The sequence below is a fragment of the Modestobacter sp. SYSU DS0875 genome, from assembly GCF_054050915.1.
Genome location: NZ_JBJHAH010000022.1, coordinates 1 through 20,335, shown reverse-complemented (window position 1 = coordinate 20,335; position 20,335 = coordinate 1). Strand labels below are relative to the sequence as shown.

The following is a 20,335-nucleotide window of genomic DNA, read 5'->3' as shown; positions in this document are numbered from 1 at the left end:
GTCTCGCCGAGGGGTCCGACAACGGCGCCACCGTGCGTCAGGGCGCGTCGGCCGGGTAGGGCAGGCGGATGACCGAGATCGACCCGAGGGACCCCGACACCCTGTACGCCGAGGGTCCGGTGGCCACCGAGCCGCCGGACGACGACCTGCCCGAGACCTCCCCGCTGCGTGACTCCGGCGGCACGGGCCCCGGCCCCGACGACCTGGACCGGCTGCTGTGACCGCCGACCCGGAGTACCCGCCGCTGGACCCGAACGCGCCGATGCCGGACGACCCCGGTCCGCTGCTGCCGGACACCCCCGAGGACCTGCCCCCGGCCCCACCCGAGCCGGACCTGCCGGTCGAGCCCACCGTCGATCCCGAGGGGCCGGACGACCCGGACGGCGTGCCCGCCTAGGTGTACCCGGCCATCAGGTTGGTGCCAGGCGGCTGACCGACTCCAGCACCTTGGCGAGTTCCGCCGGTCGGCTCATCATCGGCCAGTGCCACGTCGGAAGCTCGACGTAAGTCCAGTCGCCGTCGACCATGTGCGCGAACACCGGTGCGTGTGGCGCCATCTGCTGCAGTTGCTCAAGGCTGAAGCTGCACAGCACACCCGTCCGTGGCAGCCGCTCCCAGGCGCCGGTGAGCGCGACCGGTTGGGTGGCGGTGAGCCAGGGCTGCGGCTGCGAGCCTTCGACCAGCGCGGCGACGGCAGCGTCGTCGACCTCGGCCACCTCGGCGGCGAGTACGGCCCAGGGCGGCGGCGGGAGCTTCCAGCCCTCGCCGTGTGTCATGACCAGATCATCGTTGGCCGCGCGCGCGTCGGGTCCCTCGAAGTCGGCCTGTGCCATGCCGTCCGGCAGGGGCCCCGAGTCGACGTAGACCAGGCGCGCCACGCGCTCAGGCACGCGGTCCGCCGCACCGGTCGTCACGAGGGCGCCGTAGCTGTGGCCGACGAGCACGACGTCGTGCAGGTTCCGCTGCTCGAGCAGGTGCACGACGTCGTCGATGTGGGTCGTCAGGTCGGTCTCGGGCGAGGCGAGGTGGGCGCGCTCGCCCATTCCTGAGAGGTCGACGGCGTGCACGACGTGGCCGCGCTCACGCAGCGAGTCTGCGACGGGGCGCCAGACCCAGGCGCCGAGCCAGAAGCCGGGGACGAGGACGTAGGTGGCGGTGTTCATGGCCACGACGCTAGGTTGGCTTGTGGACAGGTTCCGCCCGGTATGCCGGGTCTGCATCGCAGTTCTTCCCCAGCAGCGCCGAGGAGGGCCGTGACCCGCCCGACCGCTCGCGTGCTGGCCATGCTGGAGCTGCTCCAGACGGGCGGGCAGCGCACCGTCGGCGATCTCGCTGCTCGGCTTGGGGTCGACGAGCGCACGGTGCGGCGTTATGCCGAGCACCTCGCCGACCTCGGCATCCCCGTCGAGGCGCAGCGGGGCAGGTACGGCGGCTACCGGCTCTCACCGGGCTACAAGCTGCCGCCGCTCATGCTCACCGACGACGAGGCCGTCGCCGTGGTCCTGGGGCTCAGGGCCGCGGAACGCGCGGGGCTTGCCACCACCGACCACGCCGCGACGGCGAGCGCACTGGCCAAGGTGTCGCGTGTACTGCCGCGGGCCCTGGGCCAGCGGCTCGACAGCCTGCTTTCGACCGCACAGTTCACGACCCCGGTGCGCGCCACCGCTCCCGCCGGCGCCGACACGCTGCTTGGTCTCGCCTCGGCTGCGCAAGCGCGGCGCACCGTCGTGATCGCGTACACCGCCTGGGACGGGCGGGAGTCGCAGCGTGAGCTCGATGTCTACGGCTTGGTGTTCCACTCCGGCCGGTGGTACGTCACCGGACACGACCACGGCCGTGATGACGTGCGGACCTTCCGCTTGGACCGCATCGCCTCAGTCAAGCAGCACGACGGCTCCTACGTCGTGCCCGCTGACTTCGACGCCAGGACGCGGGTCGTGTCGGGCATCGCGGCGGTCAGGTGGTCGCACGAAGTCTCCGTCTTGCTGCGGACCACCCTTGCGGATGCGGGCGAGCGACTGCCCCGGAGCGCGGGACGGCTGAGCGAGCACGTCGACGGTGTGCTCCTCGAGACGCGCGCCGAGCACCTCGACGGCATGGCCCGCATGTTGGCCGGGCTCGGCTGGGACTTCGAGGTGATCACCCCGGACGCCCTGCGCGACGAGGTCCTCGCCCTGTCCGACCGCCTCCGAGTCAGCGCGGTGCGCGGCGCCGTCGCCGCCACCACAGTGACGCCGCAGAGTCCTTGAGGACACCACCCGCCCGCACAGCGGGGCCCCCGCACAACGCGCCGAGGCCCAAGCCCTCGACCTGACGCCACCGAGGGCGGGAGGGAGACCCGGATCGCGACGGTCCTCATCGCTGCCCTGTCGGTGCTGGCCGCGCGGCGCCGTCGTTCTGGCCGCCGTCCTTGCCTGGACCCGCACGTGAGAGACACGCCCTAGCGGTTCCCGGCTGCCGCCGTCAGCGGCGGTGCCAGCGCACCGCGCCTGCCGCCGCGAGCGACAGCACGAGCAGCGACAGCCCGGCGCTGCGGTTCGCCACGTCCCGTCCGCGGCGGGCCACCAGCACCGCGGCGGCGTCGAGCGCGGTGAGCAGCAGGGTCACCTCCGTGGTCCGGCGGGCCTGCGGCGCCGGGGTGACGAGCAGCGCGGCGCCCATGGCGATGTTCCGGGCGGCGATGAGGCGGACCAGCAGCGGCAGCGCGACGTCGCTCCGGGCCGCCTGCTCGCGGACGCCGAGCACGCCGGCGATCGCCCGGGGCGCGAACAGCGCGCCGGTGCCCAGCCACACCGACAGCGAGCCGATGGTCTTGCGGGTGACGTCCCAGTCGCGAGTCATGACCGGCTGGTGCCCGGTCGCTGGCCCGGCCAACCGGCACCCAGCAGCACGAGCACGAGGGCCAGGAAGGGCAGGGTGGCGGTGCTGGCCACCCAGTCGCTGACGGTGGCGACGGCGAACGGCACGACGCCCGGGGAGTCCAGTGGCCCGATCACCCGGTCCAGCCCCAGTGCGGCCACCGAGGCCGGGATGGTGAGCAGCGCGGAGACCGCGCCCCCGGCGGCGACTCCGGCCAGCACCGTGCCGGGTGCCCGGCGCACCGCCCGCACGGCCAGCACGGCGCCCCGGTGCAGCGCACCCCCGGTCCGCAGCGGGCCGCCGTCCGGCAGCCCGGCGACCGCGCCGGTGACCCACAGCTGGGCGATCAGCGCGGTGGTGAAGCCGACGACGTCGACGGCGAGGGCGGCGGCGTAGCGCGGGTCGTCCCAGACGAGCACCTGCCGCAGCACGTCGGGGACGGCGTTCACCGACGCCGCGATGAGCGCAGCCAGGTAGGCGGCCCGCCACCGCCGGCCGAGCAGCCGCAGCGCGGCACCCAGCGTGGCGGCGGGGCGGGCCTCCGGGCCGGTCACGAGCGGGCCGCGACCAGCCCGGTCCAGCAGCCGGCCAGCCTCGTCTCCTGTGCGACGACGGTGAGTCCGGCGTCCCGACAGGCGCTCGCGACCGCCTCCGGGGTGGGGCGGTCGCCGTCGGCCGGGTGCCGGGAGACGGCGCGCAGCGGCCGGCTGTCGATGAGCCGGGCGGTCATCTCGCAGGAGTAGAAGCGCCCGCCCGGGCGCAGCACCCGGGCCGCCTCCCGGACGACGTCGCGCCACGGGCCGACGTGGTGCAGCACGTGGTAGCCGAACACCGCGTCGACGGAGGCGTCGTCCAGGGTCAGCGCGGTGGCGTCGCCCTGCTGCACGGTGACCCGGTCGCCGAGGTCGCGGGTCGCCGTGCGGGAGGCCTGCACCGAGGCCGGGAAGAGCTCGATGCCGGTGACGTGCTCGGCGCCGAAGCGCTCCACCGCCAGCCGCAGGCCGGTGCCGCGCCGGCCGGTGCCCAGCTCCAGGGCCCGGCCACCGGGCACGTCCCCGCCCAGCCGGTGGAGGATCGCGGCCTCCGCGCGGCGCTGCACGAGGGCCCGCAGCCGGGCGTCCACCCACAGCCGGGTGCCGTCGACGAACGTCGGCGGCACCCCCGGGGCTCGGGAGTCAGCAGGACCAGGCGTCTCGGGCACGGTCCGGTGGTGCCCGCGAGACCGCGGGCACAACCGTGCGGTGTCCGGGCGCCTCACCCCGGCCGGCTGCCACCATGGCCGGCGTGCTGCTCGCCGACGTCGTCGCCGTCTCCGCCGCCGTCGCGGCCACCCGGTCGCGCACCGCCAAGGCCACCGTGATCGCCGACCTGCTGCGGCGGGCAGACGCCGGCGAGGTCGGCGCGGTCACCGCGTGGCTGGCCGGGGAGCCCCGCCAGGGCCGGCTCGGCGTCGGCTGGCGGACCCTGTCCCGGCTGGCCGGGAACCCGGCGGAGGCGCCATCGCTCGGCGTCGGCGACGTCGACGCCGCGCTGGAGGGGCTCGCGACGACGTCGGGCACCGGCTCCGCGGCGCGACGGGACGCGACCCTGAGCGCGTTGCTGGGTGCGGCGACCGCGGACGAGCAGCAGTTCCTGGTCCGGCTCCTCACCGGCGAGCTGCGGCAGGGCGCGCTGGAGGGCGTCGTGCTCGACGCGATCGCCGCCGCGGCCGACGTCCCGGGCGCGAGCGTGCGCCGGGCGTTCATGCTGTCGGGCAGCCTGCCGGGCACGGCGGCCGCGGCGCTGACCGGCGGGGTGACGGCGCTGGACGCGGAGCAGCTGCGGGTCGGCCGCCCGGTGCGGCCGATGCTGGCCAGCCCCGGCTCGTCGCTGGACGCCGCGCTGACCGACCTCGGCAGCGAGGTCACCGTGGAGTTCAAGCTCGACGGCGCGCGCATCCAGGTGCACCGCGACGGCGACCGGGTGCGGGTGTGGACCCGCACGCTCCGCGAGGTCACCGACGGGGTGCCCGAGCTGGTCGACCGGGTGCGCGCGCTGCCGTGCCGGGCCTGCGTGCTGGACGGCGAGACGCTGGCGCTGGACGACGACGGCCGGCCGCGCGCCTTCCAGGACACGATGAGCCGCTTCGGCAGCGAGGGGCCGGCGGACGTGCTGCTGAGCCCGTTCTTCTTCGATCTGCTGCACCTGGACGGCCGCGACCTGCTCGACGCACCGCTGACCGAGCGGCTCGACGCGCTGGCCGGGCTGCTGGCCGCGCCCGAGCACGCACCGCTGCGGATGCCCGGGGTGCGCCGGCCGACCGCGGAGCAGGCCGCAGCGGTGCTCGACGACGCCCTGGCGAACGGCCACGAGGGCGTGGTGGTCAAGGCACTGGACGCGCCCTACGCGGCCGGCCGCCGGGGTCGCGCCTGGCAGAAGGTGAAGCCGGTGCACACCCTGGACCTGGTGGTGCTCGGCGCCGAGTGGGGCTACGGGCGGCGCACCGGCACGCTGTCCAACATCCACCTCGGCGCCCGCGACCCCGACGGCGGCGAGCCGGTGATGGTCGGCAAGACGTTCAAGGGGATGACCGACGAGCTGCTGGCCTGGCAGACCCGCACCTTCCCCGACTCCGCCGTGGAGCAGGCCGACTGGGGTGTGCGCCTGCGCCCGGAGCTGGTCGTGGAGATCGCCGTCGACGGGGCCCAGCGCAGCTCCCGCTACCCCGGTGGCGTCGCGCTGCGCTTCGCCCGGGTGGTGCGGTACCGCCCGGACAAGACGCCGGCCGAGGCGGACACCCTCGATGCGGTCCGCGCCCTGCTCGCCGGAGGGTGAGCCGCGGCGCCGTCCGTCAGCTGCGGCTCCGCCCTGCCGCGGGCGGGTCGACCCGCACCGTGGCCGCGGTCGGGTCGGGGGCTCAGCTGGGCAGCAGCCGCTTGGTCACGCCCTTGAGAGTGGCACCGGCCCGGTAGGACTGCACCAGCCAGGAGTTGCAGACGATGTTCGCCCCGGCCAGCACCGGCACCGCGAACTGGGTGATCCGCTGCCGCCGCTGCCAGGTGGCGATCTCCGCCGGGGTGCCGGCGGCGGGGATGGTCGCGTCCTTGACCTCGACGGACCCCGTCTGGCGCTCCGCCTCCTCGGCCAGCCGGCCGATCCGGGCTCCGCTGTAGGCGGCGAAGGCGGTGGCGCCCGCGCCGGCCACGGCGAGGCCGGCCTTCACCGCGCCCACCGTGCCGAAGCCCTTCTGCAGCGCCACCCGGCGCCCGCCCACCTGGGTCAGCCGCAGCCCCGCGACCAGGGTGGCGCCGATGCCGGCCCACTGCGCCGGCGCGAACCGGCCCCAGGCGGCGCTGGCCACCCGCACCCGGTCGATCCCCTGCTCCAGGTCGGCGCCGGACTTGTTCACGCCGGCGACGCCCATCACCGTGCCCCCGAACCAGAGCGCGGAGCCCAGGTCGTGGACGGCTTGCGCGAGGACGTGGTTGTCGCTGGTGCTCATGCGTGCGGCCTCCTCTGTCGGCCGGGTGTCCGTGGGCTCAGACCCCCGTCGACTACCCGCACCCGGCCGCGCACACACCGCGACCAGTCAGGCCGTGGCCACCCTCGGCGCGACCTCGGTGCCCAGCAGCTCGATGCCGCGCAGCAGGTCGGCGTGCGCCAGCCGCGGGTTGGTCATCTGCAGCGAGATCCGCTGCACCCCGCCCAGCTGCTCGGAGACCCGCACCAGCTTGTCGGCCACGGTGTCGGGGTCGCCCATGAAGAAGGCGCCGTTCGGGCCGCTGGTGGCGTCGAACTGGGCGCGGGTCGGCGGGGCGAAGCCGCGCTCACGGGAGACCGAGGTGAACATCTGGTGCCAGCCGGGGTAGATGGTGTCCGCGGCCGCCTGGGTGCTCTCGGCGACGTACCCGAACACGTGGAGCCCCACCTGCAGCGTCTCGGGGGCGTGCCCGGCCTGGGCACCGGCCCGCCGGTAGAGGTCGACCAGCGGCGCGAACTGGCGGGGTTCCCCGCCGATGATCGCCACCATCAGCGGCAGCCCCAGCAGCCCGGCCCGGACGAAGGACTCCGGCGTGCCGCCGACGCCGACCCAGATGGGCAGCGGGTCCTGCAGCGGGCGGGGGTAGACGCCCTGCCCGGTGAGCGCAGGGCGGTGCCGGCCCGACCAGGTGACGTGCTCGGAGTCGCGGATCCGCAGCAACAGGTCCAGCTTCTCCTCGAACAGCTCGTCGTAGTCGGCCAGGCTCAGCCCGAACAGCGGGAACGCCTCGGTGAACGACCCGCGCCCGACCACCAGGTCGATCCGCCCCTTGGCGATCAGGTCGAGCGTGGCGAACTGCTGGAACACCCGCACCGGGTCGGCGGCGCTGAGCACGGCGACCGCGCTGCCCAGCCGGATCCGCGAGGTGCGCGCCGCGGCGGCGGCGAGGATCACCGGCGGCGCGGAGTCGTAGTACTCGGCGCGGTGGTGCTCACCGATGCCGAAGGAGTACAGCCCCACCCGGTCGGCGAGGGCGATCTCCTCCAGCAGGTGCTCCAACCGCTCCTCGGGGCCGATGAGGCGCTCGGTCGAGGGGTCGGTGACGGCCGAGACGAAGCTGTCGACGCCGAGGTGCACGGGGTCCTCCAGGTGGGTGGGGCGCGGACCGGACCGATCAGGTTCAACGTTCAACCACAGTCAACCAGACCGAGCGTTCCGTGGCCGGGCGTCAGCCTCCCGGACGCTCCCCTCGGCCGCCACGTCGGGCGCGAACCGGGCACGGGCCCACGGCACCGTGCCCGGCGACCTCCTCGGCGTCGCCGCGTCCCCGACGGCGAGGGCCCAGTGCTCGATCGCCGCAGCCGCCGCCCGCTGCACCTCCGGGCTCACCTCTCAGGTCCGGGGGTCCTCGACCACCTCGATGTACCAGCGGCGCAACCGCTCCGGGTCGGTGATCGCCCGCCACACGTCGGTGACCGGCGCGGCGTACCGGCGCCGCAGGACGACGGCGCCCCCGCGCTCCCCCGGTGCCGCACCGCGCGCTGCACGCCGGTGACCTCCTCGACCGGGTCCCGCGCGACGCCTCCCCGGTGTCGGCCGCGACGGTGGCAGAGGGGGTGCACGTCACTCGACCGCTCTCCGGGCGGCCGGCCCGGGGCTGCGGGACACTGGGGCGTGACCGACACGGCGGAACTGACCGCGGCCCGCAACTGGGCCGGCAACTACACCTACCGCGCCACCCGGCTGCACCGCCCGTCGAGCGTCGAACAGGTGCAGGAGATCGTGGCCGCCGCACCCCGGGTGCGGGTGCTGGGCTCGCGGCACTCCTTCACCGACGTCGCCGACTCCGCCGAGCTGCTCTCCCTGGAGGCGGTGACCGGCAGCGTCGTCGTCTCGCCCGACCGGCGCACGATCACCGTCGATGGCGGCGTCCGCTACGGCCAGCTGACCGAGGTGCTGCACGAGCAGGGCCTGGCGCTGCACAACCTGGCCTCGCTCCCCCACATCTCGGTGGCCGGCGCGGTGGCCACCGCCACCCACGGCTCGGGCGTGGCCAACCGCAACCTGGCCGGGGCGGTGGCCGGGCTGGAGCTGGTCACCTCGACCGGTGAGGTGGTGCAGGTCGCACGGGGTCACGCCGACTTCGCCGGCATGGTGGTGGGCCTCGGGGCGCTGGGCGCGGTGACGCGGGTGACGCTCGACGTCGAGCCGGCCTTCGAGGTGCGGCAGCGGGTGTTCGAGGGGCTGCCCTGGACGACCCTGGCCGAGCGGTTCGACGAGGTGATGTCGGCCGGGTACAGCGTCAGCCTGTTCACCCTCTTCGGCGACGCGGTGGACATGGTCTGGGTGAAGTCCCGCACCGACGCCGGCGAGGGCCCGGCGGGCGAGCTGTTCGGCGCAGCGGAGGCCGACGGGGAGCGGCACCCGATCCCCGGACTGCCGTCCGGCCCGGCGACCCTGCAGCAGGGGGTGCCCGGGCCGTGGTCGGACCGGCTCCCGCACTTCCGGATGGGCTTCACCCCGAGCAACGGCGACGAGATCCAGTCCGAGTACCTGGTGCCGCACCGGCACGCGGTGGCGGCGATCGACGCGGTGCGCTCGCTCGGCGACCGGATCCGCCCGCTGCTGCAGACCTGCGAGATCCGCACCATCGCCGCCGACGACCTCTGGATGAGCACCGCCCACGACGAGCCCAGCGTCGCGCTGCACTTCACCTGGCTGCCCCACCAGGCCGCCGTCGAGGAACTGCTGGTGCACCTGGAAGCGGCGCTGGAGCCGTTCGGCCCCCGGCCGCACTGGGGCAAGCTCTTCCTCGCCGACGCCGCGACGATCGCCGCCCGCTATCCGCGGCACGGCGACTTCGTGTCGCTGGTCGAGCGGCTGGACCCCCGAGGCGCCTTCCGCAACGACTGGTTCGAGCGGTACGTCGCCGGCTGAGCCGGCCGGGAGCACCTCGCGCGGGCCGGCTCAGACGCCGGTGCCCAGATCGGCCGGGTCGGCGTTGGCGCCGCAGACGACGACGCCGACCCGCTCCCCCGCCGTCGGCACGTAGGCGCCGCTGACCAGGGCCGCGAGCGCGGTCGCCCCGCCGGGCTCGGCGGCGACGTGCAGGTCCTGCCAGAGCAGGTGTCGGGCGGCGCGGACGGCGTCGACGTCGACGAGCACCGACCGCACGCCGGTGGCCAGGGCGGTGCTGAAGCCGTGCCCGCCGATCCGCCGGGCACCCAGGGAGTCCGAGGCCAGGCCGGAGACCTCGACGTCGACCGGGTGCCCGGCGGCCAGCGCGGCCGACATGGTCGGGGTCCCCTGCGTCTCGACCGAGACGACCCGGACCGAGCCGGCATACCAGGCCGCGATCCCGCCGATCAGCCCGCCGCCGCCGGTGGCCACCAGCACGGTGTCCAGGTCCGGGGCCTGCTCGGCCAGCTCGCGGGCGACGGTGCCCTGCCCGGCGACGACGTCCCGATCGTCGTAGGCGTGCACGTACAGCGCGCCCGGCGCCGAGGCCCGGGCGCTGCTGGCCGCGGCGGCCTCGGCGTAGGAGGCGCCGGCCAGCACCGTGGTGGCACCGCGCTGCCGGATGCCGGCGATCTTCACCGGCGGGGCGGTCTCCGGGACGTAGACCTCCGCCGGGACGCCGAGCTCGCGGGCGGCGTGCGCGACGGCCAGGCCGTGGTTGCCGCCGGACGCGGTGACCACCAGCTCAGGGAGCGTGGGCGCGGCCAGGAGGCGGTGGAACGCGCCGCGGGCCTTGAACGACCCGGTGTGCTGCAGCTGCTCCAGCTTGAGCACCACCGGCAGCCGGCGCCCGGCCAGCGGCGCCTCCCACTCGACGGTGGGGGTGCGCCGCACCCGTCCACCGAGCCGCACGCCCGCCGCCTCGACCTCCGCCCGGGTGAGCGGTGCGGGCAGGGCGGTCTCCTCGGCGGTCACGCCGACGAGGCTAGGACCGTGCCCGGGCCCCAGCCGGGACCCGGGCACGGACGCTCAGTTCCCGCTCGCGAAGGCCGAGTCGAAGGCGGCCGCCGGTGGGTCGAAGGCCAGCCGGCGCACGAACCCCAGCGCCTCCGGTGCGCCGACCAGCCGGTCCATCCCGGCGTCCTCCCACTCCACCGAGATCGGACCGGTGTAGCCGATGGTGTTGAGCATCCGGAAGCACGCCTCCCACGGCACGTCGCCGTGGCCGGTGGAGACGAAGTCCCAGCCGCGCCGCGGGTCGGCCCAGGGCAGGTGCGAGCCCATCCGGCCGTTGCGGCCGTTGCCCACCTGGCGCTTCGCGTCCTTGCAGTCGACGTGGTAGATCCGGTCCCGGAAGTCCCAGAGGAAGCCCACCGGGTCGAGGTCCTGCCAGACGAAGTGGCTGGGGTCCCAGTTCAGCCCGAAGGCCTCGCGGTGCCCGATCGCCTCCAGCGTGCGCACCGTCGTCCAGTAGTCGTAGGCGATCTCCGAGGGGTGCACCTCGTGCGCGAACCGGACGCCGACGGAGTCGAACACGTCCAGGACGGGGTTCCAGCGGGCGGCGAAGTCGGCGTAGCCGTCATCGATCATCGACTCGGGCACCGGCGGGAACATCGCCACGGTCTTCCAGATCTTCGAGCCGGTGAAGCCGACGACGACGTCGACCCCCAGCGCCCGCGCAGCCCGGGCGGTCAGCTTCATCTCCTCCGCCGCCCGCTGCCGCACGCCCTCGGGGTCGCCGTCGCCCCACACCCGGGGGTGCACCATGCCGCGGTGCCGCTCGTCGATGGGGTCGTCGCAGACCGCCTGGCCGTTGAGGTGGTTGGAGATGGCGAAGACCTGCAGCCCGTGCTGCTCGAGCAGGTCGAGCCGGCCCCGGGCGTAGGACTCGTCCTCGGCGGCCCGGGCGACGTCGAGGTGGTCGCCCCAGCAGGCGATCTCCAGGCCGTCGTACCCCCAGCCCGAGGCGAGGCGGCACACCTCCTCGAACGGCAGGTCGGCCCACTGGCCGGTGAACAGGGTGACGGGACGGGGCATCAGTTCTCTCCCGGGTGGTCGGTGGCGATCTCGGTCCAGGTGGAACGGTCGGCAGCGCTCTGCTCGACGGCGGCGAGCACCCGCTGCACCTGCAGGCCGTCGGCGAACGACGGCGTGGGCTGCTCACCGGCGGCCAGCGCGCTGACCAGGTCGACGACCTGGTGGGTGAAGCCGTGCTCGTAGCCCAGCCCGTGCCCGGCCGGCCACCAGGCGCCGACGTAGGGGTGCCCGGGCTCGGTGACCACGATCCGGCGGAAGCCGGCGGTCTCGGCCGGGTCGGCGCCGTCGAAGAAGTGCAGGACGTTCATGTCCTCGAAGTCGAACGCCAGGCTGCCGGCCGAGCCGTTGACCTCGATCCGGATGGCGTTCTTCCGGCCCAGCGCGAACCGGGTCGCCTCGAAGGTGGCCAGCGCCCCGCCGGTGAAGCGGCCGAGGAACACCGCGGCGTCGTCCACGGTCACCTCACCCATCCCCTGGCCGCCGACCCCGCCCAGCTTCCCGGTGCTGGCCGGCAGCGGGCGCTCGCGGACGAACGTCTCGAGGACGGCGCTGACCCCGGTGAGCCGCTCGCCGGTGATGAACTGGGTGAGGTCGACGATGTGCGCGCCGATGTCGCCGAGCGCGCCGGAGCCGGCCTTCTCCTTCTGCAGCCGCCACGACATCGGGGCGGCGGGGTCGGCGATCCAGTCCTGCAGGTACTGGGCGCGCACGTGCCGGATCTCCCCCAGCCGCCCGTCGGCGACCAGCTGTCGGGCGAAGGCGATCGCGGGCACCCGGCGGTAGGTGAAGCCCACCATGGCGCGGACGCCGGTGGCGGCGGCCCGCTCCGCCGCGGCGGCCATCGCCTCGGCCTCGGCCACGGAGTTGGCCAGCGGCTTCTCGCACAGCACGTGCTTGCCGGCGGCAAGCGCGGCGATCGCCATCTCGGCGTGGGTGTCGCCGGGGGTGCAGATGTCGACCAGGTCGACGTCGTCGCGTTCGAGGAGCCGGTGCCAGTCGGTCTCGGTCGACGACCAGCCGAGCGTGTCGGCGGCCTCGGCGACGCGGGCGGCATCCCGGCCGGCGAGCACGGTCAGCTGAGGATCCAGCGGGAGGTCGAAGAAGCGTGGCGCGGTGCGCCAGGCGTGGGAGTGGGCGGCGCCCATGAAGGCGTAGCCGATGAGGCCGACGCGCAACGGCGCCCGGGCGGGGTGGGTCATTGCAGGCTCCAGGGATGGGACCGGCGCCGCCGGTGACCGGAGGTGGTCACCGGCGGCACCGGGGATGCGGTCAGGACTCGAACGCGTCGTCGATGTACTGGTCGACGTTCTCGCTGGTGACCACCGGCGCGTTGAGCACGATCTCCCGCGGCACCTCCTGGGACACCAGGTCGGACAGGCTCTTGCCCTGCGCGACGAGTCGGGCCAGCGCGATGCCGTCGGCGGCCTGGGTCGCCGGGTAGATGACGGTCGCCTCCAGCACCGAGTCACCGGACTGGATGTCCCGCATCGCGTTGGCCGAACCGGCCCCGCCGACCATGAAGAACTCGTCGCGACCGGCGTTGTTGATCGCCGCCAGCACGCCGACGCCCTGGTCGTCGTCGTGGTTCCACAGCGCGTCGATCTCCGGGGCGGCCTGCAGCAGGTTCGCCGCCGCCTCCTCGCCGGACTCGACGGTGAACTCCGCGGCCACCCGGTTGTCGACGTCCAGGCCGCAGTCGGCGAGCGCGTCGGCGAAGCCCTGGCTGCGCTCCTGGGTGAGCGGCAGCGAGTCGATGCCGGCGATCTCGGCGACCACGGCGTCGGGCTGGTCGCTCAGCCGGGAGCAGATGTAGGTGCCGGCGGAGACGCCCATCCCGTAGTTGTCGCCCAGGATGGTGGCCCGGGCGGCGAACGGGCTGGAGAACTCCCGGTCGACGTTGATCACCGGGATGCCGGCCTCCATCGCCCGCAGCGCGACCGGGGTCAGCGCGGCGCCGTCGAAGGGCAGGAGCACGATCGCGTCGACGCCCTCGTTGATGAACGTCTCGACCTGGGCGATCTGCGCGCTGACGTCGTTGGTGCCCTCGGCGACGATCAGGTCGACGTCCTCGTGCCGGTCGGCCTCGGCCTGGGCGGCATTGCTGATGCCGGCCATCCAGCCGTGGTCGGCGGCCGGCGCGGAGAAGCCGATCCGGACCGTCTCGCCGGTCTCGTCGTTCGAGCTGGCGACGTTGCTGCCGCCGTCGGAGGACCCGGAGCTCTCCGGGGTGTTGCTGGTGCAGCCGGCCACCAGGGCACCGGCGCCGACCAGGCAGACGGCGGTGGACAGCAGGCGACCGTACGGACGCTGCTTCGTTGCAGACATGTTCTCTCCTCGCAGATCGCCGCCCTGGCTGTGCCGCCAGGGAGTCGGGTGGTGCGCCGGCGGGCCGGGTGGCCTGCCGGTGGTCGTGGGGTGGGGTCAGGCCGGCGGGCGGCCGCTGGAGTCGCCGGGGCGAGCGCCGGCCGGCCCACCGGCGGCGGCCGAGCCGCCGGGCAGGGCGCCGGCCGGGTTGCCGGGCGCCGCGGCACCGCCCCCGCGGGCCTTCTTGCGGGGGCGGGCCCCACCGGCGGCCAGCCGCTGCTGCAGCAGGACGGCGAGCACGATGATCACGCCGCGGGCCACCGCCTGCGCGGAGCTGGACAGGTTGTTCAGCGTGAAGACGTTGCCGAGCGTGGTGAAGATCAGCACGCCCAGGACGGTGCCGACGATGGTGCCGCGCCCACCCACCAGCAGCGTCCCGCCGATGACGACGGCGCCGATCGCGTCGAGCTCGAGCTGCGTGCCGTGGGTCGAGCTGCCGGTCGTCGTCCGGGCCATCAGCATCACCGCGGCGATGCCGCAGGTGACCCCGGACAGCACGTACAGCCACACCGTGTGCCGCTGCACCCGGATGCCGGCCAGCCGGGCGGCCTCGGCGTTGCCGCCGACGGCGAAGGTGCGCCGGCCGAACGTGGTGCGGTTGAGCAGCACCCAGCCGGCCGCGGCGACCAGGGCGAAGACGATCACCAGCGTGGGGACGCCGAGGACGTCGCCGCCGAAGAACTCGATGAAGCCGCGGTCCTGGACGATCTGGGTGCGCCGGTTGGCGATGATCTCCGCCAGGCCCCGGGCGGCCGCGAGCATCGCCAGGGTGGCGATGAAGGCGACCAGTTTCCCGTACGCGATGACGATCCCGTTGATCAGTCCCGCGCCGGCGCCGACCAGGACGGCGGTGCCCACCATGACGATCCAGTGGAAGTCCTCGGCCATCGCCTGGGTGGCCAGCGTCGTGGCCCAGACCGAGGAGAGCGCGACCAGCGCCCCCACCGACAGGTCGATCCCGCCGCCGATGATCACGAAGGTCATCCCGATGCTCACCACGCCGACGACGGCGGCCAGCCGCAGGATGGTCAGCACGTTGTCGACGTCGACGAAGCGCCCGGGGGCGGTGACGGCACCGACGACGCAGAGCAGCACCAGGGCCACGACCAGCCCGAGGTTGCGCCCCAGCGGGCCGGCGAGCAGGCCCGGACCCTTGCCGCGGCCGCCGTCCTCGGCGCCGGCCGCGCTGCCGGACGGCGGTGCCGCCGTGGTGGTCTCGCTCATCACGCCACGTCTCCTTCGCGTGCGGCACCCGCAGTCGGGGCCGCTCCTTCCATGACCATGTCGAGCACCTGGTGCTCGTCGAGCTCGTCGGCCGGACGGCGGGCGATGACGGCGCCGTCGGCCACCACCAGCACCTCGTCGGCGAGGCCGAGCACCTCCGGGATCTCGCTGGAGACGACGACCACGGCGACCCCGCGGTCGGCCAGCGCCCGGATCAGCGCGTAGATCTCCGAGCGCGCCCCGACGTCGACGCCCCGGGTGGGCTCGTCGAGCAACAGCACCCTGCAGTCCCGGAGCAGCCAGCGGGCCAGCACGACCTTCTGCTGGTTGCCGCCGGAGAGGGTGCGGACCTCGCGGTCGACGTCGACCGGCCGCAGGTCCAGCGCCTCGGCCTGGTCGCGCGCGGCCTTCCGCTCCGGCCCTCCGCCCAGGAACCCGCCGCGGGCGAACCGGGCCAGGCTGGACAGCGTGATGTTGCGGTAGATCGGCTCCCCCAGCAGCAGGCCCTGGCTCTTGCGCTCCTCCGGCGCCAGCCCGACCCCCGCGCCGACGGCGGCCGCGACGTCGCCGGGCCGCAGCCGGCGTCCGGCGACGTGCACCGTGCCGGTGGTGGCCCGCCGGGCGCCGTAGATCGTCTCGAGGATCTCCGACCGGCCGGAGCCGACGAGCCCGGCCAGGCCGAGCACCTCCCCCGGCCGGACGTCGAAGGAGACGCCGCTGAACGTGCCGGCGAGCGACAGGTCCCGCACCTCCAGCACCGGCTCGTTGGTCTGGCCGGCGGACTCGCGGCGCTCCGGGAAGACGTACTCGATCGTGCGGCCGGTCATCAGCGTGATGACCTCGCCGGTGGAGGTCTCCCGCGCCGGCAGCCCGGTGGCCACCGTCCGGCCGTCCTTGAGCACGGTGATCCGGTCGCCGACCTCGCGGATCTCCTCCAGCCGGTGGGAGATGTAGATGACGGCGACGCCGTCGGCGGTGAGGTCGCGGACGACCTGGAACAGGTGGTCGACCTCCTCGCCGTCGAGCACCGCGGAGGGCTCGTCCATGACGATCAGCCGGGCGTCCTGGGACAGCGCGCGGGCCATGCTGACCATCTGCTGGGCAGCCGCCGACAGCGAGCCGACCTCGGCGGTGGGCCGGATCTCCGGGTGCCCGAGCCGGGCGAGCAGCTCACCGGCGGCCCGGTTGGCCTGGGCCGGCCGGGTGAGGCCCAGCCGGGACCGCTCCCGGCCGAGGAAGACGTTGTCGGCGACGGTCAGGCCGGCGACCAGGTCGAGCTCCTGGTAGATCGTCGCGATGCCCCGGCTCATCGCGGCCTGAGGGTCGCCCAGGATGATCGGCTCGCCGTCCCAGCGGATCTCGCCCTCGTCGGGCTGGTGGGCGCCAGCCAGCACCTTGATCAGGGTCGACTTGCCGGCGCCGTTCTGGCCGAGCAGGCAGTGCACCTCCCCGGCGCGGACGTCGAGGTCGACGCCGTCCAGGGCCCGGACGCCGGGGAACTGCTTGACGATGCCGCGCATCTCCAGGAGCGGTGTCCCGAGCTGCTGCTGCTGTGGCGCGGCGGGCGCGCTCACGCGGGCGCTCCCGGGGCGGGGAACCGGACGACGGCCATCGAGGACTCTCCTGACTTTTGCTCATCATTGAACAGAAGTACGCGCAGCGGCAGACTATGTCCGGCGTCACAGGAGGGTCAAGGGAGAGGTGCGGCGGAACGGTGCCGCGTTACCGAACCGCAACCACCCCGGCGTCGGCGTAGCCGCGGACCACCCCGGGCGGGTGGCCGAGCGGGTCGGTCAGCGGGCGGACTGCGCGCCGGCCACCGGCACGTCGGCGACCGGGAGGTCGCTGCGGGTGCCCTGGTACACGGACTCCTCGTCCAGGAAGCCCTCGATCGCCATCAGCGCCGCACCCAGCCGACCGGAGAGGTCCGGCGCATCGCTGACGGTGATCTCCAGCGCGCGGGCGGCCAGCGGCAGGGACCGGCCGTAGACCGCTTCGCGGATCCCGGCCAGCAACGGCGGCCCGGCCTGGGCCACGCCACCGGTCATCACGATCCGGTGCGGGTTGAAGAAGTTCACCAGGCTGGCCAGCACCGTGCCGATCGTCCGCCCGGCGTTGCGCACCAGCTCCAGCGCCGGCCCGTCGCCGTGCGCCGCCAGCTGCACCAGCTCGCGGGTGGTGGTCACCGGCAGGCCCGCGGCGACCGCGTGGCGCAGCAGCGCCCCGCCGCCGGCGATCGCCTCCAGGCAGTTCTCGTTGCCGCAGCGGCACACCACCGCACGTCCGCCGGGCGGGGGCACCGAGATGTGCCCGATGTCCCCGGCGCTGCCCTGCGCACCCCGGTAGACCTGGCCGTCGACGACGATCCCGCAGCCGATGCCGGTGCCCACCTTGACGACCAGCACGTCCTCGTCCGACCCGGCGATGCCCATCTCGCCCAGCGCCATCACGTTGACGTCGTTGTCGGCGAAGACCGGGCAGCCGTAGCGGGCGAAGGCGCCGGGGATGGAGAAGTCGTGCCAGCCGGGCATGATCGGCGGGTGCACCGGCCGGCCGGTGGAGAACTCGACCGGGCCGGGCACGCCCACGCCGATGGCGCAGACGTCGGCGGTGGTGAGGCCGGCCTCGGCGAGCACCTGCTGGGCCAGCCGGTCGACCTCGGCCAGCACCGGGCCGGGCCCCTCACCGATGTCGATGGGGTGCCCCACCGTGGCCAGGATCTGCGCGGACAGGTCGGTGACCGCGACGTCGACGCTGGTGACCCCGAGGTCGACGGCGAGCACGCACCCCGCGCGGCTGTTGAAGCGGAGCAGGGTGGGCGGCCGGCCGCCGGTGGACCAGCCGCGGCCGCCCTCCTCCAGCAGGTTGGCGGCGATCAGCTGGTCGACGCGCGCGCTCACCGTGTTGCGGGCCGCCCCGGTGAGCGCGACCAGCTCCGCCCGGCTCCGCGCCCGGCCGGCGCGCACGTGCCGCAGCAGTGCGCCGGCCGAGGCAGAGGGGTGCGCCACGGCTGCCATCGTCGCACGCCGGAGCCGCGGTCGACTCCTCCGAGCGACCGGTTCGGCACACCCGGTCCCGGCCACGGGAGCCCGTGGGCGAAGATCACCGGGACACCGTCGTCGTCGGAGGAGGGCAGCCGTGACCGCGACCGCGCCGGGCGCCCGGTTCGACGACCTGGTCACCGGCACCGCGCTGCGCTGCCCGCCCCCCGACCGGGTGCTGGTGGCCGAGCGCGCCGACCAGGTGCCCGGCGTGCTGGCCGAGGTGGAGCGCGCCACGGCGGCCGGCAGCTGGGCGTTCGGCTACCTGGCCTACGAGGCGGCGGCCGGCCTGGACCGCGCGCTGCCCGTGGCTCCGTCCACCGGCGACGGGCTGCCGCTGGCCTGGTTCGGACTCGGCGGCGCGCCCGAGGAGGTGCCGCCGGTCGCGCCGTCGCCCGGGGAGCGGCCGCCCGTGCACTGGGCGCCGGACTGGACCGACGACGAGCACGCCGCCGCAGTGGCCGCCGTCCGCGAACACATCGCCGCCGGCGAGACCTACCAGTGCAACCTCACCGACCGGCTGCGCGCCCGCGACGCCGGCGACCCCGAGCGCCTCTACGCCGACCTCGCCCTCGCCCAGCGGGGCGCCCACAACGCGTTCCTGGACCTCGGCCGGTTCGTGGTGGCCAGCGCCAGCCCCGAGCTGTTCTTCGAGTGGGACGGCGCACGGCTGCGGACCCGGCCGATGAAGGGCACCGCGGCCCGCGGCCGCACCACCGCCGAGGACGCCGTCCAGGCCGCCGCGCTGCGGGCCAGCGCCAAGGAGCAGGCGGAGAACCTGATGATCGTCGACCTGCTGCGGAACGACGTCGCCCAGGTGGCCGAGGTGGGCAGCGTGGCGGTGCCGGAGCTCTTCGCCCTGGAGCGCTACCCCACGGTGTGGCAGCTGACCTCGGAGGTCACCGGGCGCACCCGGGCCGACGTCGGGCTGGTCGACGTGCTGCGGGCGCTGTTCCCCTGCGGCTCGGTGACCGGGGCGCCCAAGCGGCGCACCATGCAGCTGATCGCCGAGCTGGAGCCCGGCCCGCGCGGGGTGTACTGCGGTGCGGTCGGCCTGGTCGCTCCTCCCGGCGCCCCGTTCCGCGCCCGGTTCAACGTGGCCATCCGCACGGTGGTGGTCGACCGGAGCACCGGCGCGGCCGTCTACGGCGTCGGTGGCGGGATCACCTGGGGCTCGGACCCGGCCGCCGAGCGCGCCGAGGTGCGGGCCAAGGCCGCGGTGCTGACCGAGCCGGTCGGCGAGCACCACCTCATCGAGACGATGGCGTTCCAGGACGGTGCGGTGCGCAACCTGGACCGGCACCTGGCCCGGCTGGCCGACTCGGCCGCCTTCCTCGGGTTCGCCTGCGATCCGGACCGGGTGCGCGGCGCGGTGGCCGGAGCCGTGGCCGGGCGGAGCACGGGGGCGCGGGTCCGCCTGCTGCTGGACCGGGCGGGGGTGGTCACCGTGGAGCTCGCCGACCTCCCGACGGCGGCGCCCGGGCCGGTGCGACTGGTGGTCGACCCCGAACCGGTCGACTCCGGCAGCCGCTGGTTGCAGCACAAGACCACCCGGCGCGAGGTGTACACCGCGCGGGCCGCGCGGCACCCGGAGGCCGACGACGTCGTGCTGGTCAACGAGCGCGGCGAGGTCACCGAGACGACGGTCGCGTCGCTGGCAGTGCGGATCGGGGGCACCTGGTGGACCCCGCCGGTCGACGTCGGCTGCCTGCCCGGGGTGGAGCGCGGCCGGCTGCTGGACGCCGGCGTGCTGCGCGAGCGGGTGCTGCGCCTCGCCGACCTGGCCGGCGCCGAGGAGCTGGCGCTGGTCAGCTCGCTGCGCGGCTGGCGCCCCGCGGTGCTGGTGGACGCCACGTCCCGCAGCTGACCAGCGGCCCGCGGGTCCGGGGCGTTCGGCTCTCCGGGGCTGCCCGCCGCTGAGCAGGCTGGGCGACGACAGCCACTCACCTCCGAACGGAGAGCGCCAGTCGGCACCGAGCTCGGTTCCCCCCTCCGGCTGCAGGACCGCCCCGAGTTCCAGCAGGACTCCGGCTACTCCGTCGACGGTGCCCTGGCCGAGTACGCCGTCGTCTCGGCCGCCTTCGCCACCCCGGTGCCCGCGGGCGTCTCCAGCACCGACGCCGCGCCGCTGACCTGCGCCGGGGGAATCACCTACAAGGCGGGCAAGGTGGCCGGGGTGGCCCCGGCGGAGCCCGTGGCGGTCGTCGGCATCGGCGGGCTGGGGCATCTCGCCCTGCAGTACGCCCGCATCGCCGGTCCTCCAGTTCTGATCCGGTGCCGCCGGCGTCGAGAACGGGGGGGGGGGGGGGGGGGGGGGGGGGGGGGGGGGGGGGGGGGGGGGGGGGGGGGGGGGGGGGGGGGGGGGGGGGGGGGGGGGGGGGGGGGGGGGGGG

At 75.1% G+C, this 20,335-nt stretch carries 19 protein-coding genes; 6 read left to right on the top strand and 13 right to left on the bottom strand.

All coding sequences use genetic code 11. The annotated features are described in order from the left end of the window. The first annotated feature begins 68 nt into the window (after positions 1 to 68). Positions 69 to 221, top strand: a complete 153-nt coding sequence (locus ACI79Y_RS13925; protein ID WP_457075582.1) for a hypothetical protein — start codon at positions 69 to 71, stop codon at positions 219 to 221. After that, positions 218 to 397, top strand: a complete 180-nt coding sequence (locus tag ACI79Y_RS13920; RefSeq protein WP_457159047.1) for a hypothetical protein — start codon at positions 218 to 220, stop codon at positions 395 to 397. Before ACI79Y_RS13925 ends, ACI79Y_RS13920 begins: the two co-directional genes overlap by 4 nt. A 13-nt stretch (positions 398 to 410) precedes the next feature. Here the strand turns inward: ACI79Y_RS13920 and ACI79Y_RS13915 are convergent, their stop codons facing one another. Further along, entirely contained in the window at positions 411 to 1,163 is a 753-nt protein-coding gene (locus ACI79Y_RS13915; protein WP_457159046.1) for an alpha/beta fold hydrolase, read from the bottom strand. 90 nt (positions 1,164 to 1,253) lie between these two features. Here ACI79Y_RS13915 and ACI79Y_RS13910 point away from each other — a divergent pair, with 90 nt between their 5' ends. Further along, positions 1,254 to 2,249, top strand: coding sequence for a helix-turn-helix transcriptional regulator (locus ACI79Y_RS13910; protein WP_457159045.1), 996 nt, complete (start codon positions 1,254 to 1,256; stop codon positions 2,247 to 2,249). Positions 2,250 to 2,463: 214 nt separating this feature from the next. Here ACI79Y_RS13910 and ACI79Y_RS13905 read toward each other — a convergent pair whose 3' ends face one another. From ACI79Y_RS13905 to ACI79Y_RS13895, 3 genes are read right to left on the bottom strand one after another with little or no spacing between them, the layout of a single operon-like run. After that, positions 2,464 to 2,841 (bottom strand): DUF4267 domain-containing protein, encoded by a 378-nt coding sequence (locus tag ACI79Y_RS13905; protein ID WP_457159044.1) that lies wholly within the window; start codon positions 2,839 to 2,841, stop codon positions 2,464 to 2,466. Continuing rightward, positions 2,838 to 3,413, bottom strand: a complete 576-nt coding sequence (locus tag ACI79Y_RS13900) for a hypothetical protein (RefSeq protein ID WP_457159043.1) — start codon at positions 3,411 to 3,413, stop codon at positions 2,838 to 2,840. Before ACI79Y_RS13900 ends, ACI79Y_RS13905 begins: the two co-directional genes overlap by 4 nt. Next, positions 3,410 to 4,060 carry a class I SAM-dependent methyltransferase gene (locus ACI79Y_RS13895; RefSeq protein WP_457159042.1) on the bottom strand — a complete coding sequence of 217 codons (651 nt, stop codon included), beginning with the start codon at positions 4,058 to 4,060 and terminating at the stop codon, positions 3,410 to 3,412. The genes ACI79Y_RS13900 and ACI79Y_RS13895 overlap by 4 nt, the downstream gene beginning before the upstream one ends. 74 nt (positions 4,061 to 4,134) lie before the next feature. Between ACI79Y_RS13895 and ACI79Y_RS13890 the strand changes: the two genes are divergently transcribed. Further along, positions 4,135 to 5,673 (top strand): ATP-dependent DNA ligase, encoded by a 1,539-nt coding sequence (locus ACI79Y_RS13890; protein ID WP_457159041.1) that lies wholly within the window; start codon positions 4,135 to 4,137, stop codon positions 5,671 to 5,673. 82 nt (positions 5,674 to 5,755) lie between these two features. On the opposite strand, the gene ACI79Y_RS13885 is transcribed toward ACI79Y_RS13890, so the two are convergent. Further along, positions 5,756 to 6,340: a hypothetical protein gene (locus ACI79Y_RS13885; RefSeq protein ID WP_457159040.1), complete on the bottom strand. Its 585-nt coding sequence runs from the start codon at positions 6,338 to 6,340 to the stop codon at positions 5,756 to 5,758. An 87-nt stretch (positions 6,341 to 6,427) separates the two neighbouring features. Beyond that, entirely contained in the window at positions 6,428 to 7,456 is a 1,029-nt protein-coding gene (locus ACI79Y_RS13880) for an Atu2307/SP_0267 family LLM class monooxygenase (protein WP_457159039.1), read from the bottom strand. A 537-nt stretch (positions 7,457 to 7,993) separates the two neighbouring features. Between ACI79Y_RS13880 and ACI79Y_RS13875 the strand changes: the two genes are divergently transcribed. After that, complete coding sequence (locus ACI79Y_RS13875) at positions 7,994 to 9,256, top strand: FAD-binding protein (protein ID WP_457159038.1); 1,263 nt, start codon at positions 7,994 to 7,996, stop codon at positions 9,254 to 9,256. 30 nt (positions 9,257 to 9,286) lie between these two features. On the opposite strand, the gene ACI79Y_RS13870 is transcribed toward ACI79Y_RS13875, so the two are convergent. The 7 genes from ACI79Y_RS13870 to ACI79Y_RS13840 all read right to left on the bottom strand — a co-directional run bounded on the left by ACI79Y_RS13870 (position 9,287) and on the right by ACI79Y_RS13840 (position 17,910). Continuing rightward, positions 9,287 to 10,252 carry a threonine/serine dehydratase gene (locus ACI79Y_RS13870; protein ID WP_457159037.1) on the bottom strand — a complete coding sequence of 322 codons (966 nt, stop codon included), beginning with the start codon at positions 10,250 to 10,252 and terminating at the stop codon, positions 9,287 to 9,289. Positions 10,253 to 10,306: 54 nt separating this feature from the next. Next, positions 10,307 to 11,314 carry a sugar phosphate isomerase/epimerase family protein gene (locus tag ACI79Y_RS13865; protein WP_457159036.1) on the bottom strand — a complete coding sequence of 336 codons (1,008 nt, stop codon included), beginning with the start codon at positions 11,312 to 11,314 and terminating at the stop codon, positions 10,307 to 10,309. Beyond that, positions 11,314 to 12,513, bottom strand: a complete 1,200-nt coding sequence (locus ACI79Y_RS13860) for a Gfo/Idh/MocA family protein (RefSeq protein ID WP_457159035.1) — start codon at positions 12,511 to 12,513, stop codon at positions 11,314 to 11,316. The genes ACI79Y_RS13865 and ACI79Y_RS13860 overlap by 1 nt, the downstream gene beginning before the upstream one ends. 70 nt (positions 12,514 to 12,583) lie before the next feature. After that, positions 12,584 to 13,639 carry a substrate-binding domain-containing protein gene (locus ACI79Y_RS13855; RefSeq protein WP_457159034.1) on the bottom strand — a complete coding sequence of 352 codons (1,056 nt, stop codon included), beginning with the start codon at positions 13,637 to 13,639 and terminating at the stop codon, positions 12,584 to 12,586. Between the two features lie 96 nt (positions 13,640 to 13,735). Continuing rightward, positions 13,736 to 14,902 carry an ABC transporter permease gene (locus ACI79Y_RS13850; protein ID WP_457159033.1) on the bottom strand — a complete coding sequence of 389 codons (1,167 nt, stop codon included), beginning with the start codon at positions 14,900 to 14,902 and terminating at the stop codon, positions 13,736 to 13,738. Beyond that, the gene (locus tag ACI79Y_RS13845; protein WP_457159032.1) at positions 14,902 to 16,476 is read right to left on the bottom strand and encodes a sugar ABC transporter ATP-binding protein; all 1,575 of its coding nucleotides are present in this window, start codon (positions 16,474 to 16,476) and stop codon (positions 14,902 to 14,904) included. The genes ACI79Y_RS13850 and ACI79Y_RS13845 overlap by 1 nt, the downstream gene beginning before the upstream one ends. Positions 16,477 to 16,695: 219 nt before the next feature. Further along, complete coding sequence (locus ACI79Y_RS13840) at positions 16,696 to 17,910, bottom strand: ROK family transcriptional regulator (protein ID WP_457159031.1); 1,215 nt, start codon at positions 17,908 to 17,910, stop codon at positions 16,696 to 16,698. Positions 17,911 to 18,040: 130 nt separating this feature from the next. Between ACI79Y_RS13840 and pabB the strand changes: the two genes are divergently transcribed. Then, the gene (gene pabB, locus ACI79Y_RS13835) at positions 18,041 to 19,810 is read left to right on the top strand and encodes an aminodeoxychorismate synthase component I (protein ID WP_457159030.1); all 1,770 of its coding nucleotides are present in this window, start codon (positions 18,041 to 18,043) and stop codon (positions 19,808 to 19,810) included. Positions 19,811 to 20,335 lie beyond the last annotated feature (525 nt).

What these genes read in the sequence shown, in the direction of transcription:
- ACI79Y_RS13925 (WP_457075582.1), top strand. Translation starts at nt 69, where the DNA reads ATGACCGAGATCGACCCGAGGGACCCCGACACCCTGTACGCCGAGGGT.
- ACI79Y_RS13915 (WP_457159046.1), bottom strand. Translation starts at nt 1,163, where the DNA reads ATGAACACCGCCACCTACGTCCTCGTCCCCGGCTTCTGGCTCGGCGCC.
- ACI79Y_RS13905 (WP_457159044.1), bottom strand. Translation starts at nt 2,841, where the DNA reads ATGACTCGCGACTGGGACGTCACCCGCAAGACCATCGGCTCGCTGTCG.
- ACI79Y_RS13890 (WP_457159041.1), top strand. Translation starts at nt 4,135, where the DNA reads ATGGCCGGCGTGCTGCTCGCCGACGTCGTCGCCGTCTCCGCCGCCGTC.
- ACI79Y_RS13885 (WP_457159040.1), bottom strand. Translation starts at nt 6,340, where the DNA reads ATGAGCACCAGCGACAACCACGTCCTCGCGCAAGCCGTCCACGACCTG.
- ACI79Y_RS13865 (WP_457159036.1), bottom strand. Translation starts at nt 11,314, where the DNA reads ATGCCCCGTCCCGTCACCCTGTTCACCGGCCAGTGGGCCGACCTGCCG.
- ACI79Y_RS13860 (WP_457159035.1), bottom strand. Translation starts at nt 12,513, where the DNA reads ATGACCCACCCCGCCCGGGCGCCGTTGCGCGTCGGCCTCATCGGCTAC.
- ACI79Y_RS13855 (WP_457159034.1), bottom strand. Translation starts at nt 13,639, where the DNA reads ATGTCTGCAACGAAGCAGCGTCCGTACGGTCGCCTGCTGTCCACCGCC.
- ACI79Y_RS13850 (WP_457159033.1), bottom strand. Translation starts at nt 14,902, where the DNA reads ATGAGCGAGACCACCACGGCGGCACCGCCGTCCGGCAGCGCGGCCGGC.